This window comes from Flavobacterium daemonense (assembly GCF_007341385.1).
In the GTDB taxonomy this organism is placed as follows: domain Bacteria; phylum Bacteroidota; class Bacteroidia; order Flavobacteriales; family Flavobacteriaceae; genus Flavobacterium; species Flavobacterium daemonense.
The window spans coordinates 88311-103956 of sequence record NZ_VJYD01000007.1 but is presented as its reverse complement, the minus strand read 5'-3'; the positions used below and the strand labels follow the sequence as shown (position 1 = coordinate 103956).

Below are 15646 nucleotides of genomic sequence, written 5' to 3'. Positions count from 1 at the left end.
AGATATGGAACCAAAATTAATTACTGGAAATTGTCATTCTGATCAGCGTGGAACCTTATTGTATAATAATGATTTTGATGCTTCTTTAGTTAAAAGAATTTATATAATTGAAAATAAGGATATTCAAATTATTAGAGGTTGGCAAGGACATCAAATAGAACAAAGATGGTTTTCTGCTATTTTGGGCTCATTTAAAGTTCAACTTATTCAAATTGATAATTGGGAAAATCCGACTAAAGAACTACAAGTTTATACATTTATTATTCATGCTGAAATGCTCAATGTACTTCATGTACCAAAAGGTTATATAAGTAGTATTCAATCTTTAGAAAGTGACTCTAAATTATTAGTAATGGCAGATTATCTGCTAGGAGAAATTAAAGATGAATATCGATTTGATATTGATTATTTCAAAACTTAAAATCAAATAATGTTAAAAATAGGAATTACTGGACAGGCAGGTTTTGTTGGAACGCATTTGTATAATACATTAGCTTTATTTCCTGATGAATTTGATAGAATCGATTTTCAGAAAGAATACTTTGAAGATGAAATTAAATTAAATGATTTTGTATCTCAATGCGATGTAATAGTTCATTTGGCAGCAATGAATCGACATAATGATCCTCAGGTTATTTATGATACAAATTTAGGTTTGGTTCAAAAATTAATTCAATCACTTAGAATAACAAACAGTAGAGCTCATGTTCTTTTTTCTTCATCAACACAAGAAGAGCGTGATAATCATTACGGTAAATCTAAGAAAAAGGGAAGAGAGTTAATGATTGAATGGGAAAATAGCTCAAAAGGAAAGTTTACAGGGATGATTATTCCAAACGTCTTCGGACCTTTTGGCCATCCAAATTACAATTCGGTTGTTGCTACATTTTGTCATAAATTATCTCATAATGAAGTCCCAACAATTGATGTGGATGGAGATTTAAAACTGATTTATGTTGGAGAGTTAGTTGATGCTTTACTTTCTGAAATAAGAACTGGAAAGGGAAGTTATGAAGTATTAGTTAAGCATACTTCAGAATCTAAAGTTTCACAAATTCTGAAACTTTTAGAAATGTACAAATCAGAATATCAAGATAAAGGAAACATTCCAAATATCAATAGTACGTTTGAACTGAATTTATTCAATACGTTTCGCTGTTATATGGATATTAAAAATCATTTCCCAGTAAAATTTACTAAACATACTGATTCGAGAGGGTCATTTGTAGAAATTATTCGTTTGGGAATAGGCGGACAAGTTTCATTCTCAACAACAGTTCCAGGTGTAACACGAGGTAATCACTTTCATACTAGGAAAATAGAAAGATTTGCTGTTATAAAAGGACAAGCTTTAATTCAACTGCGTCGAATAGGAACAAATGAAGTTTTGGATTTTTATCTTGATGGTAATGAGCCTTCTTATGTTGATATGCCTATTTGGTATACTCATAACATAAAAAATATTGGTGAAGAGGTGTTGTATACAAATTTTTGGATAAATGAGTTTTATGATCCCAATGATCCTGATACTTATTTTATTGAAGTCTAAGTTTAAATAATTTTAAAATAATAATTTTTTTAAGTATAAAATATGCATAAAATATATCGTGTGGATATAGATGGAGTTAGAGGGGTAGCTGTAATTTCGGTTATTTTATTTCATTTAGGCTTTCTGCCAAACGGGTATTTAGGAGTTGATGTTTTCTTCGTAATTAGTGGTTACTTGATAACTGGTATTGTTTACAATGAGGTTAAGGAAAACACCTTTTCAATTTTAAAATTTTATGAAAGAAGAATTAGACGTATTATTCCATTAGTCCTATTTACTACTTTAGTTGCTTTTATACTGGGGATTTGTTTTATGTTACCTGATGATTTGGAAAATTTGGCTCAATCAATTTTTGCGTCCAATTTTTCTGCAAATAATATACTAATGTATATTACTTCAAGTGATTATTGGGCTGTTAAAAATGATTATAAGCCATTAATGCATACATGGAGTTTAGGAATTGAAGAACAGTTTTATTTACTTTATCCTATTTTATTTTTTGTTTTTAAAAATAATAAGAGAAAGTTTATCCTTCCTGTATTGATATTTTTAACACTTATTTCATTAATACTTTTTTTCATTACTAATGATTACTCTTCAAAGTTTTATTTACTTCAATACAGATTTTTTGAGCTTTCTTTTGGGGGTATCTGTGCAATCTATTTTGAAAATGGTAAAGCGAAAATGAATAGATTTTTAACTGGTAGTAAATTTCTTTTATATATATTATTATTTGCTGTAGTGTTTATATTATTATCTAAAAACACTGATAATAATGATGTTAAAGTAATAATGATTACAATTTTTTCAGCTGGAATTCTTGTTTTAGGAGAGCAACACTTTCAAAGAGATAATTTTTACAAAAATATCTTATGCAACAAATTTTTATTAGGAGTTGGAAAAATAAGCTTTAGTCTATATATGTGGCATCAGATTATTTTTGCTTTCGCTCGTTATACTTTTATTGAAGAAATTAGTGTTTTATGGGCAGTAGTCTTAACTTCTTTAGTAATTGTTTTGTCAATTTTGACCTATTATTTGATTGAACAGACATTTCGAGATAGAAAAAAAATTGGAACCAAAAAACTGCTATTTTTTGTTGGAATCTTTTTTGCCTTTACTAGTATTTCAGCATTTTATGTGTATGCAATAGGTGGCGTAATCAAAGATGTTCCTGAATTAAATCTAAAAAAATCTGATGACATTAATAAATTTAACTTCTTTGATAGTAATAATAACATTCATATACAATATAATGAGGATATTAGGAATTTAGATAAGCCATTTGTCACAAATAATAAAATTAAAGTTCTTGTTATAGGTAACAGTTTTGCACGAGATTTTACCAATATTCTTTTAGAATCTTCTTTTAAAAATAAGGTCGAAATAAGTTATTATGACTATAATAGAAAGAAGCCTAATAGAGAAATGATCAATAGATTTCAGGAAGCAGATTTTATATTTATAGCAAATGATTTTCTTTTTACTAAGTATTTATTTCAAGAATTAAAACTAGACTATAAAATTGATTCCAATAAAATATGGATTGTGGGAATAAAAGATTTTGGAAATAGTAATGGTATATTTTATAATAAAAGAAATAAAATCGAAGATTGTAAAAAATATAGGACTTATATGAAAAAAAATATCTTGGAGTATAATGACACAATGAAAAAAGAATGGGGCAATAGATATATTGATTTAATAAAACCTGTTTCTGATACTCAAAATAGAGTTTTAGTTTTTACTCCTGATTGTAAGTTCATAAGCCAAGATACTTATCATTTAACTAAGTTTGGAGTGTCATTTTATTCAGTTCTATTAGAAAAAAGACTTACAACTATTTTGCAATTAAGATAGTTGTATATAATTATTAATTAGTGTTATAAAAATGAAAAAATTAAAAGTGATGACCGTGGTTGGAACAAGACCAGAAATTATACGCCTTTCTAGAGTTATGTCGGCTTTGGATAGCTCAGATGCGATAGAACATATAATTGTACATACTGGACAAAACTATGATTACGAATTAAATCAAATATTTTTTGATGATTTAGGTATTCGAAAACCAAATTTTTTCTTAGATGCAGCTGGCGCTACTGCCACAGAGACAGTAGGTCAGATTTTAATAAAAATTGATCCCCTTTTAGAGACAGAAAAACCGGATGCTTTTTTAGTTTTAGGCGATACGAATAGTTGTTTATGTGCGATTCCTGCAAAAAAGCGACATATTCCTATTTTTCATATGGAAGCTGGAAATCGTTGTTTCGATCAACGTGTTCCTGAAGAAACTAATCGAAAAATTGTAGACCATGTTTCGGATGTTAACTTAACTTATAGTGATATAGCACGTGAATATTTACTTAGGGAAGGTTTGCCTGCAGATAGAATCATTAAAACTGGGTCGCCTATGTTTGAGGTTTTAAATCATTATTTACCTTCTATTGAATCGTCTAATGTATTGCAAAGATTAGAGTTAGAAGAAGGAAAGTTTTTTGTTGTTTCTTCACATAGAGAAGAGAATATCAATAGCGAGAAAAATTTTCAGGGTTTGATGAATAGTTTAAATCTTATCGCTGAAAAATATAATTATCCTATTATTGTGAGTACGCATCCTCGAACTAGAAATATGATTGAGAAAAAGAATATTCAGATGCATAAAAATGTTCAATTTTTAAAACCACTAGGTTTTAATGATTATAACGCTTTGCAGATGAAATCTTTTGCTGTTTTGTCAGATTCGGGCACAATTTCTGAAGAATCCTCAGTACTGAATTTTAGAGCTCTCAATATTAGAGATGCTCATGAAAGGCCTGAAGCTATGGAGGAAACTTCTGTTATGATGGTAGGTTTGAATCCGGAGCGAATTTTGCAAGGATTAGTACAACTTCAATATCAAAAAACGGGGAAAGAAAGAAATTTTAGACCTGTAGCTGACTATTCAATGCCGAATGTTTCTGAAAAAATGGTTCGTATTATTTTAAGTTATACGGATTATGTGAAACGTGTAGTTTGGAGTGAAATAAATTAAATATGAGAATTTTATTCGTTTCTCAATATTTTTATCCCGAAACTTTTAAAGGAAATGATATTGTATTTGATTTTGTTAAAAGAGGACATGATGTTACGGTATTAACGGCAAAACCAAATTATCCTCAGGGCAATTTTTATAAGGATTATACTTTTTTTAATAAAAGAAAAGAAATAATTAATGGGGTAACCATTATTAGGACGCCAATATACCCGAGAAAAAATGGAAAAGGTATTCATTTGATTTTGAATTATTTGTCGTTTATCTTTTTCTCATATTTTGCATGTATTTTTAGAGTAAAGGGTGAATTCGATATTATTTTTGTTCAGCAGTTATCTCCAGTGACAATGGCTTTGCCAGGTTTATGGTTGAAAAAACGAAAAAAGGCTCCTCTTTATTTATGGGTTTTGGATCTATGGCCAGAAAGTATTTTAGCTGCAAGTACTTTTAAAAATACTCGAATTATACATCTGATTGAAAAGCTAGTTAAATATATTTATGCTAATTCAGATGTAATTTTAATTAGTTCAAAATATTTTGAGAAGTCAATTGTTGAAAAAATAAAAGATAAAAATAAAAAAATTATATATTTTCCAAATTGGGCTGAAGATATTTTTATTAATAATATTGAGAAAGACATTTTGATCCCAGATCTTTCGGAAGGTTTTAATATTATGTTTGCTGGTAACGTAGGGGAGGCGCAAGATTTCGAAACAATTTTAAAAGCAGCTAAATTGACACAACATAAAAATATAAATTGGATTATTGTTGGGGATGGGAGAAAAAAAGAATGGGTGACTAATGAAATCACAAAAGAGAAAATAACCAATGTTCAATTATTGGGGAGATATGATTTAGATACAATGCCATCCTTCTTTAAAAAAGCAGACGCCATGTTAGTGTCATTAAAGGACGAACCTGTTTTTTCATTAACGGTGCCGGCAAAAGTTCAAGCCTATATGTCTTCTGGAAAAATTATCCTAGGAACTTTAAATGGAGAAGGTAATAAATTGATCAATGAAAGCAAATGTGGATTTGCAGTTCTTGCCGGGGATTATGTTGGGCTTGCAAATAAGGCAATAGAGTTAAAAGAAATGACATTTGAAGAAAAAAAAGAAATGGAGAATAATTCGAAAATGTATTATGAAAGTAGTTTTTCAAAAGAGATGCTTTTTGATAAATTGGAAGGTCTTTTTTTGAATGATTTATCATAATTTTCTTCTTATGTTCAAAACGAGCTCACTATCATCTTAACGAATAAATCATAAAGAATAGAATGGAATATGTAATACTAGGGTTAATAATATCGATTTTAATGTTAATTTATTTTAAATTAGCAAATCATTATAATATTATTGATAAACCCAATCAAAGAAGTTCACACTCTGAAATTACATTGAGAGGTGGGGGGATCATTTTTTGGTTCTCTGCCTTAATTTATTTTGTGCAGCATATACAAAATAATTATTTTTTCTTTATAGGAATTACTTTAGTCAGCTTAGTAAGTTTTTGGGATGATATACAAAGTTTGTCAAATAAAATCAGAATATCTATTCATTTTCTATCAATTAGCCTAATCTTTTATGATTTGGGACTATTTAGTATGGTCCCGATTTTGGGAATTGTAATCGCTTATGTTTTTGTAATTGGATTAATTAATGCCTATAATTTTATGGATGGTATTAATGGTATAACCGGGCTTTATACTTTGGTAGTAATGGGGGCTTTTTTGTATGTTAATACAAAAGTTCAGTTATTTACAGATAGTGATCTTATTAAATATGCAATTATTGCTAGTTTAGTGTTTTTATTTTTTAATTATAGAAAAAAAGCTAAATGTTTTGCGGGTGATGTCGGAAGTATAGCAATTGCCTTTTGGGTTATTTATTTGTTAGTAAAACTTATTTTATTGACAAATTCCTTAATTTGGGTGTTATTCTTAGCAGTTTATGGAGTGGATACAGTATGTACTATATTCCATAGATTATATTTAAAACAAAATATTTTCGAGGCACATCGTTTGCATTTTTATCAGATATTGAGCAATGAGTATAAAATTCAACATAGGCTAGTTTCTTTGTTTTATGCTTTAGTACAGACAGGGATTTCTTTTTTAGTTATCATTCTCTATCAAAAAGTTCAAGATGCAGTTATATTCGTCATTGTAATCTTACCTTTGTTGGGAGTTTATTCCTTAAAATTTTATCTGTTAAACAAAAATAATTTAAGATTAAAAGTATGATTCCGAAGATAGTTCAAGGAGGAAATTTTTCCGATTATCGAGGTATAATTTCGTATTTAAATGATTTCAGTTTTCGTGATATTGAAAGGTTTTATATTATAAGCAATTCAAAATTAATGTCATTTTCAATTTTACCTTTAACAGATGTAAAGGAGGATGATGTTCGATATCCTGCAAATTATTGGTTATTAAATGAATAATTCTAAAATTTATTTGTCTTTAGGGATGCAAAGTGGTTTTGAAAAAGAATACATTTCAAAAGCCTTAGATGATAATTGGATAACTTCGGGAGGCCCAAATGTCGACAACTTCGAAAATGAACTTCAAAACTATTTAGGGGAAAACTCATTTGTAACAGCATTAAATTCGGGAACATCAGCGATTCATTTGGCACTCATTTTATTGGGGGTAGAAAAAGGGGACGAGGTCATTTGCCAGACAATGACATTTTCTGCATCTGCAAATCCAATTTTGTACCAAGGAGCAATTCCGGTTTTTATTGATAGTGAGCAAGAAACTTGGAATATTTGCCCTGAAAAGTTAGAAATAGCAATAAAAGATAGAATAAAAAAAGGCAAAAAACCCAAAGCCATTATTGCAGTTCATTTGTATGGAAATCCTTACAAGGTTGATGAAATTCATGCTGTAGCAGATCGATATCAAATTCCGATTATAGAAGATAGTGCCGAAGCTCTAGGTAGCTCTTATAAAGGAAAAAAATGTGGAACTTTTGGTATCTTAGGAGTTTTGTCATTTAATGGAAATAAGATCATTACAACTTCAAGCGGTGGAGCTTTGATTTCAAATTCTAAAGAGTTTAAAGAAAAAGCAATTTTTTATGCTACACAGTCAAAAGATGATACGGTGCATTATCAACATAGCGAAATAGGTTATAATTATAGGATGAGTAATATCTGTGCAGGTGTTGGTCTAGGTCAGATGAAAATTCTAGAGGGAAACGTCATTAAAAGAAGAGAAAATTATAATTTCTATAAAGAGATTTTTAAAGAGATAGCTGCAGTAGAACTTTTTGAAGTTTTAAATGAAGATTATTTTTCAAGTTATTGGTTGAACACTATTTTGATAAATACTGAAAACTCAGATAAAAATACTGAAAATTTAAGGTTAGCATTGGAAGCAAAAAATATTGAAAGTCGTCCACTTTGGAAACCAATGCATTTACAGCCAATTTTTAAAAAATATCCTTATTATGGGACAACTGTAGCTGAGAATTTATTCAAAAAAGGTTTATGTTTACCATCTGGTTCAAATTTAACAATGTACGATAAAAATAGAATAAGAGAAGTAATTACTACTTTTTTTAAATAATAAAACACTGTTAAAAATATAATATGAGAATTGAAAAAACATTTATAAAAGATTTAATCATCGTTGAGCCAACTGTTTTTGGTGATGAACGAGGTTATTTTTTTGAAGCGTATAGTAAAACTAAATTTGAAGATTTAGGAATTAATATTGAATTTGTGCAAGATAATCAATCATTTTCTAAAAGAGGAACATTGAGAGGTTTACATTATCAAAATCCTCCTTTCGCACAGACTAAATTATTAAGTGTTTTGCAAGGTGAAATTATAGATGTAGCTGTTGATTTAAGAAAAGACTCACTTACTTATGGAAAATCGTTTAGTATTTTATTGTCTGCAGAAAATAAAAAACAGTTATTGGTGCCAAAAGGATTTGCTCATGGTTTTTCAGTTATCAGTGAAACAGCATCAGTAATGTATAAATGCGATCATTTCTATAACAAGGCATCAGAAGGGGGAATTAAATTTGATGATCCAACCTTAAATATTGATTGGGGAATGGATTTAAATAATGCAATTGTATCAGAAAAAGATCAAGTTTTGCCCTTTATTGAAAACTGTAACAGTTTGTTCTAAATGAAAAAGATTCTTGTAACAGGAGCAAATGGACAATTAGGATCAGAATTACAGGTTTTATCTGAGAATTATAAAAATTATAAATGGATCTTTGCAGAGAGGAAAAGTGTAACATTAGACAATCTTGAGTTGCTTCAAACACAATTAGAAGAAATACAACCTGATATTATTTTCAATTGTGGAGCCTATACCGCTGTTGATAAGGCAGAAATCGAAAAAGAATTGGCATTTGCAGTTAATCATTTAGCTGTAGAATTAATCGCAAAATATTCAAAACAAAATAATATAAAATTAATTCATATTTCGACAGATTATGTTTTTGACGGTACTTCTTCAGTTGCCTTAAATGAGGAAGCAGAGACAAATCCAATTAATATTTATGGAGAAAGTAAATTAGCAGGTGAGATTGCTTGTTTAAAAGAAAATCCTGACTCAATTATTATAAGGACTTCTTGGGTTTACAGTAAATTTGGAAATAATTTCGTCAAAACGATGCAACGATTAATGCAAGAAAGAGACGCTATTAATGTAGTAAATGATCAGATTGGTTCGCCAACTTATGCGCCAGATTTGGCTCAAGCAATGATTGATATTCTAGGATCACCGAAATGGATTTCAGGAATTTTTAACTATTCAAACGAAGGTGAGATAAGCTGGTATGATTTTGCTTTGAGTATTCAAGAACTGGGAAAATATGATTGCAAAGTGGAAGGAATTCCGTCAAAAGAATATTCAACACCTGCTAAACGACCAGAATTCTCACTATTGGAGAAGAAAAAAATAAAGGAAACTTATAATTTAGATATTTCAAATTACAAAGAAAGTTTAAAAAAATATTTCAACAAATAAGAGATAATTAAGAGGTTTAATTTTTTAGGTTTGTTTTTGGAATAGATCTAAAGTTTTAAATCAAAAATCAAAATTTATGAAGGGAATCATATTAGCAGGAGGTTCAGGTACACGTTTGCATCCTTTAACTTTGGCAATGAGTAAGCAAATGATGCCGGTTTATGATAAACCGATGATTTATTACCCATTATCGACATTAATGATGTCGGGGATTAATGAGATATTGATTATTTCAACACCGCATGATTTGCCAAATTTTAAAAAATTGCTTGGTGATGGCTCTAGTTTAGGTTGTAAATTTAGCTATGCTGAACAGGCAATACCTAATGGATTAGCACAAGCTTTTGTTATAGGTGAAGAGTTTATCGGTAATGATGATGTAGCTTTAATACTAGGTGACAACATATTTTTTGGATCAAATATGCAGGAGCTTCTAAAATCAAATACCAAACCTAATGGAGGGGTTGTTTTTGCTTATCATGTTTCAGATCCAGAACGATATGGGGTAGTTGAATTTGATGAAAATTTTAAAGCAATTTCTATTGAAGAAAAACCACTAAAACCAAAATCAAATTACGCTGTTCCTGGATTATACTTTTATGATAATTCTGTCGTTGAAATTGCGAAAAATATTAAACCAAGTGCTCGCGGTGAATATGAGATAACTGACGTTAATAAAGTGTATTTAGAAAGAGAAGTTTTAAAAGTCGGTATTTTAAGCAGAGGAACGGCATGGCTAGATACGGGAACTTTTAATAGTTTGATGCAAGCCGGTCAATTTGTTCAAGTTTTGGAAGAAAGACAAGGACTCAAAGTTGGATGTATTGAAGAAATTGCATGGAGACAAGGTTTTATTGATGATCAACAATTAAAAGAACTTGCTTTGCCTTTGGTTAAATCAGGGTACGGAACTTATCTAATGGAATTTTTAAAACAAAAAGGAGTTAAATTTTAATTTGCCTACATAAATACATTTTTAAACGTTTAATTTGTATTTTTGTAGCACCTACAAAATTGCAGAACCAAAAATAATAGCATTGAATACAGATAAACAGGCCAAAATAGCTGACGTATTACACAACTCGTTATCTCCTAGAAATCTAAGGGCACATATTAATAACCTTAGTTACTTACCTAGGTGGATTATTGTTGCGATAGATGTTATGGTTTTGATATTTTCTTTTAGTTTTACGTACATGTTGTTTGAAGGAACGGCACTAGGCTATATCATTACGTCGCACGATTTTTACTTTGTTTCTAGTCTGATACTTGTAAATGTGTTTTTCTTTTGGCTGTTCAGAACCTATTCAGGAATTATAAGACATTCATCTTATATTGATGCTATAAAGTTGCTTTTTTCACAAATGTCAGTTTTGGTGTTTTTTTTATTTTTCAATTTGGTTTTTGAATTATATACAGGACATAAAGCTTTTTTAAACACAGCACTTTTTATCAATTTGGTTTTATCTTTTTGTGGACTGTTTTTATATCGTGTAATTGTAAAGCAAACTTTTGAATTGTATTTTTCAGAAAAAGCAAACACAAAACTGATTAGAACGGTAATTTACGGAACGGATGCAAATGCTATTTCTGTTGCGAATGCATTAAAATTTGAAACGCCCTCAAGATTTAAAATAGTGGGATTTGTTGATAAAAACAATCAAAATGCATCCAAACGAATGTTGGATTTGCCAATTTTGATTTTAAGAAAAAAATTACCGGCTTTGATGCGCTCGGTAGCTGCAGAAGGTGTTATTATAGCAGATAAAAGTTTATCTAAAGACGAGCAATTAATTATTGTTGATCAATGCTTAGAATTCAATTATAGAGTTTATACTGTTCCGTTGATTTCTGACTGGGAAAATCAAAAAGAGATTTCTCAAAAAGTTAAAAATATTCAAATCGAAGATTTATTAGAAAGAAAACCTATTGTTTTAGATAGTAAATCGATTTCTAAACAATTAAAAGATAAAACAATCTTAATTACAGGTGCGGCTGGCTCTATTGGAAGTGAGATCGTTAGACAAGTTCTTGGATTCAATCCGAAAGTGGTCATAATTTTAGATCATGCAGAAACTCCATTGCACAATTTATGCTTGGAGACATTTGCTTCAAAAGGTGATACTAAAATAGTAGCTGTAATTGCTGATGTAAAAAGCAAAAAAGCACTTGAAAAAGTCTTTAAAAATTATAATCCACATGTTGTTTTTCACGCTGCAGCTTATAAACATGTGCCTTTAATGGAGGAAAATCCTTCACAGGCTATTTTGACAAATATTAAAGGAACGAAAAATTTAGCAGATTTGGCATGTAAATACCATGCAAAGAAATTTGTTATGGTTTCAACAGATAAGGCTGTTAATCCTAGCAATGTCATGGGAGCAAGCAAACGAATTGCGGAGAAATATGTTCAATCACTGTTTTTGAAAAACCAAAGGGAAGGAATTGACAACAGTACAAAATTCATTACAACACGTTTTGGAAATGTATTGGGTTCAAATGGGTCTGTAGTTCCGTTGTTTACAAAGCAAATTGCTGAAGGAGGTCCCGTTACAATTACACATCAAGACATTATCAGATATTTCATGACTATTCCCGAAGCCTGCCAACTAGTTCTAGAAGCTGGGGCAATGGGTAATGGAGGCGAGATCTATATTTTTGATATGGGCAAACCAGTTCGTATTATTGATTTGGCCAAAAAGATGATCAAATTGGCAGGTTTTATTCCTGATAAAGAGATTAAAATTAAGATTGTTGGTTTGCGTCCAGGAGAAAAGCTTTATGAAGAATTATTAAATGATACTTCTAAGACGTTACCGACATATCATAATAAAATTATGATTGCTCAAGAAATTCAGGATGAATATGAAGGTTTGCATGCTGATATAGATGAACTAATTGGTATTGCAGATTTCTATGACAATGATGACATTGTAGCAAAAATGAAAAAAATTGTTCCGGAATTCAAAAGCATGAATTCTACTTTTGAAGTTTTAGACAAATAATCTTCATATAAAATATTCGAATTTTAATTCAGATGATAATAAAAGGTGTTTTTTGATAAAACGCCTTTTTTGCTTTTCAGACCTTTTTCAAATGGGTAAAAATCTTGTTAATTGAAGTGTGTTCTTGTGAAAAAAGAAAATGAAATATATTGTGTTTTTTAATTTAAAATAAGATAATATTGCGTTTGAATTGCAATTGATTAAAAATGAGCCCCAACAATACTACCAATGACTGGCTGTTTGAAATAACGCCGAAAAATAAATTCTTTTCACTTAACCTGAAAGAGGTTTGGCAATATCGAGATTTGTTGTTTCTTTTTGTAAAACGAGATGTTATAACAGTATATAAACAAACCGTATTGGGGCCACTTTGGTACTTAATTCAACCATTATTTACTTCAGTGACGTTTACAATAATTTTTAATAATGTCGCTGGAATTAATACTGGAAAAGTCCCTCCGTTTTTGTTTAATCTGGCTGGAATAACGGTCTGGAATTATTTTACTTCTTGCTTAAACGGAACTTCTGATACGTTTAAAGCTAATGCTGGTATATTTGGTAAAGTGTATTTTCCAAGGTTGATAACGCCTCTTTCAGTAGTAATTTCTAATTTAATTAAATTCGGAATACAGTTTTTAATTTTTATCGCTTTTTATCTTTATTATTATTCTCAAGGAGCTGATGTAGCATTAAATGGCTTAGTGATCTTTTTTCCTTTATTGATTGTAATTATGGGGATTTTAGGATTAGGTTTAGGAATGATTATTTCATCAATGGTTACTAAGTATAGAGATTTTAGTTATTTGGTTGGATTTGGAATACAATTGTTAATGTATTTATCAGCAGTTATGTATCCAATTAACCTAATTAAAGCAAAACTACCGGATTATGGCTGGATTGTAGAATATAATCCTTTAGCATATATAATTGAAACTTCTCGTTATATGCTTTTAAATGTAGGTGAAATTTCGATATTGGGATTAACTTATACTTTTGGAGTTACAGTGGCAGTTTTTTTTGGAGGTCTTTTAGTTTTTAATAAAACAGAAAAAAGTTTTATTGATACCGTTTAAAATAAGATGTAAGATTAGATTATCATTTAATGCAGAATTCACAATTGGAAAAAGATATTATTTTAAAGGCCGAAAATATTTCTAAGCAATATCGTCTAGGACAAGTAGGTACGGGTACACTAAGCCATGATATTAATAGATGGTGGCATGAAATACGTGGTAAAGAAGATCCGTATTTGAAAATTGGTGATACAAATGACCGTTCCACAAAAGGAGAGTCTGAATATGTTTGGGCTTTAAAGGACATTAATTTTGAAGTGGAGCGTGGCGAAGTTTTAGGAATTATAGGTAAGAATGGGGCTGGTAAATCTACACTTCTAAAAATACTTTCTAAGGTGACAGCTCCAACAACTGGAAGCATAAAATCACGCGGACGCATTGCTTCACTTCTTGAAGTAGGAACGGGTTTTCATGGCGAGATGACAGGTCGTGAAAATATTTTTTTAAATGGCGCAATTCTCGGAATGACCAAGAAAGAAATCGCTTCAAAGCTTGAGGAAATTATTGAGTTTTCGGGATGTGAACGTTATATAGACACTCCCGTAAAAAGATACAGCTCCGGAATGACAGTTCGTTTGGCATTTGCAGTAGCAGCTTTTTTAGAACCCGAGATTTTGGTTGTTGATGAGGTTTTGGCTGTTGGTGATGCTGAGTTTCAGAAAAAAGCTATTGGTAAAATGCAGGATATTTCCAGAGGGCAAGGACGTACAGTATTGTTTGTTAGTCATAATATGGCGGCGATAAAACAATTATGCACAAAAACTATCATGATGGAAAATGGTATGGTGGTTTTTGAAGGAAATACTAACGATGGAATTGACTTTTATTTGCGTTCAAACGAATATGAGGGTTATAAGGGGACTTATACAAATGATAATATAAAAGAATCAGGCATTGTAAGCCTTGCATTAATAGATAAAAATAATGTAATTAGAACAGAATTTGGTTTTGATGAGCAAATTTTTATTAATGTGAATGTGAAAGTTAATGAACAACATCTTAAATCGCAATTAGCATTTAGAGTTGAAGATAGAAATGAAAGGATAATTTTTACATCAGAGTTAAAACTTTTAGATTATATAAAAAGTGCTGGAGTATACAAATTTGCGGTGAAATTACCGGAAAAATTTTTAGTTCCTAATCAATTTCATCTTACTTTTGGACTACATGTTCCAAATGTTGAACTGATTGATTTTCAGAAAGAATGCTTGTCTTTTGAGATTCTTGAAACAGGATCTGAATTTCATATGTATAGTCAGACTGACTATGGTTGTGTCTTCGTTAATTGCGACTGGAAATTCTTGTAAAATTTTAAGTAAAAAAGATGATAAATTTTTTTTTAAAAGCTATAGCAAAAATTATTAACTCAAAATTAGTTTTAAAAAATCCATATGTTGATTTAAAAACACTTGATCAAAAGTTGAATAACTTGAAAATACTCAAATGTTTAGAGCAAGTAATTATTGGAGAAAAATCTAAATTTTATGAACAAGCTAAAGTCGATAATTTTCAAGGGGATAAGAGCAAAATAAAAATAGGAAAGAACAGTCATATAAGAGGTGAACTTCTTGTATTTGCAAATGGTGGGCAAATTTCAATTGGCAATAATTCCTTCGTTGGTACTGGAAGTAGAATTTGGAGTGCTGAGAAGGTTGAGATCGGTAATTCAGTACTTATTTCGCATAATTGTAATATTATTGATACAAATTCTCACGAACTAGACTATAATGAAAGAAATAATTCATTTGTTAAAATGCTGGAGAAAGGACATCCAATAGAAAAAAATAATATTAAAACTGCTGAAATTATAATAGAGGATTTTGTATGGATTAGTTATAACGTTAGTATTTTAAAAGGCGTTCGAATTGGAAAAGGGGCTATTATAGGAGCAAATAGTTTAGTAACCAAGGATGTTCCTGAATTAACACTAATGGGAGGTAACCCTGCAAGAGAAATAAAGAAAATACAATAAAGTTAATTTTGAAAAATTAAGAGT

The 15646-nt window shown here is 30.0% G+C and carries 15 protein-coding genes; all 15 read left to right on the top strand.

The features are described 5' to 3' along the window. The first annotated feature begins 4 nt into the window (after window positions 1-4). The 15 genes from FND99_RS10895 to FND99_RS10825 all read left to right on the top strand — a co-directional run bounded on the left by FND99_RS10895 (window position 5) and on the right by FND99_RS10825 (window position 15622). Window positions 5-421: a WxcM-like domain-containing protein gene (locus FND99_RS10895; protein ID WP_144338021.1), complete on the top strand. Its 417-nt coding sequence runs from the start codon at window positions 5-7 to the stop codon at window positions 419-421. 9 nt (window positions 422-430) lie between these two features. Beyond that, window positions 431-1549 carry a polysaccharide biosynthesis C-terminal domain-containing protein gene (locus tag FND99_RS10890; protein WP_144338020.1) on the top strand — a complete coding sequence of 373 codons (1119 nt, stop codon included), beginning with the start codon at window positions 431-433 and terminating at the stop codon, window positions 1547-1549. 42 nt (window positions 1550-1591) lie between these two features. Then, window positions 1592-3409 (top strand): acyltransferase family protein, encoded by a 1818-nt coding sequence (locus FND99_RS10885; RefSeq protein WP_144338019.1) that lies wholly within the window; start codon window positions 1592-1594, stop codon window positions 3407-3409. Window positions 3410-3440: 31 nt separating this feature from the next. Then, entirely contained in the window at window positions 3441-4580 is a 1140-nt protein-coding gene (wecB, locus tag FND99_RS10880; RefSeq protein WP_144338018.1) for a non-hydrolyzing UDP-N-acetylglucosamine 2-epimerase, read from the top strand. Between the two features lie 2 nt (window positions 4581-4582). After that, on the top strand, window positions 4583-5794 hold the full coding sequence (locus FND99_RS10875) for a glycosyltransferase family 4 protein (RefSeq protein ID WP_144338017.1): 1212 nt from the start codon (window positions 4583-4585) through the stop codon (window positions 5792-5794). Window positions 5795-5856: 62 nt separating this feature from the next. Next, entirely contained in the window at window positions 5857-6822 is a 966-nt protein-coding gene (locus tag FND99_RS10870; protein WP_144338016.1) for an MraY family glycosyltransferase, read from the top strand. Beyond that, on the top strand, window positions 6819-7022 hold the full coding sequence (locus FND99_RS10865; RefSeq protein WP_144338015.1) for a hypothetical protein: 204 nt from the start codon (window positions 6819-6821) through the stop codon (window positions 7020-7022). The genes FND99_RS10870 and FND99_RS10865 overlap by 4 nt, the downstream gene beginning before the upstream one ends. Then, complete coding sequence (locus FND99_RS10860; protein WP_144338014.1) at window positions 7015-8151, top strand: DegT/DnrJ/EryC1/StrS family aminotransferase; 1137 nt, start codon at window positions 7015-7017, stop codon at window positions 8149-8151. The genes FND99_RS10865 and FND99_RS10860 overlap by 8 nt, the downstream gene beginning before the upstream one ends. Before the next feature lie 23 nt (window positions 8152-8174). Beyond that, window positions 8175-8723, top strand: a complete 549-nt coding sequence (rfbC, locus tag FND99_RS10855) for a dTDP-4-dehydrorhamnose 3,5-epimerase (RefSeq protein WP_144338013.1) — start codon at window positions 8175-8177, stop codon at window positions 8721-8723. Then, complete coding sequence (gene rfbD / locus FND99_RS10850; protein ID WP_144338012.1) at window positions 8724-9572, top strand: dTDP-4-dehydrorhamnose reductase; 849 nt, start codon at window positions 8724-8726, stop codon at window positions 9570-9572. Window positions 9573-9648: 76 nt separating this feature from the next. Next, window positions 9649-10527: a glucose-1-phosphate thymidylyltransferase RfbA gene (gene rfbA, locus FND99_RS10845; protein WP_144338011.1), complete on the top strand. Its 879-nt coding sequence runs from the start codon at window positions 9649-9651 to the stop codon at window positions 10525-10527. Between the two features lie 82 nt (window positions 10528-10609). Then, complete coding sequence (locus FND99_RS10840) at window positions 10610-12577, top strand: polysaccharide biosynthesis protein (RefSeq protein ID WP_144338010.1); 1968 nt, start codon at window positions 10610-10612, stop codon at window positions 12575-12577. A gap of 206 nt (window positions 12578-12783) precedes the next feature. Continuing rightward, complete coding sequence (locus FND99_RS10835) at window positions 12784-13650, top strand: ABC transporter permease (protein WP_144338009.1); 867 nt, start codon at window positions 12784-12786, stop codon at window positions 13648-13650. Between the two features lie 29 nt (window positions 13651-13679). Next, window positions 13680-14957 (top strand): ABC transporter ATP-binding protein, encoded by a 1278-nt coding sequence (locus FND99_RS10830; RefSeq protein WP_144338008.1) that lies wholly within the window; start codon window positions 13680-13682, stop codon window positions 14955-14957. A 17-nt stretch (window positions 14958-14974) separates the two neighbouring features. Beyond that, complete coding sequence (locus FND99_RS10825; RefSeq protein ID WP_144338007.1) at window positions 14975-15622, top strand: acyltransferase; 648 nt, start codon at window positions 14975-14977, stop codon at window positions 15620-15622. Window positions 15623-15646: the final 24 nt, after the last annotated feature.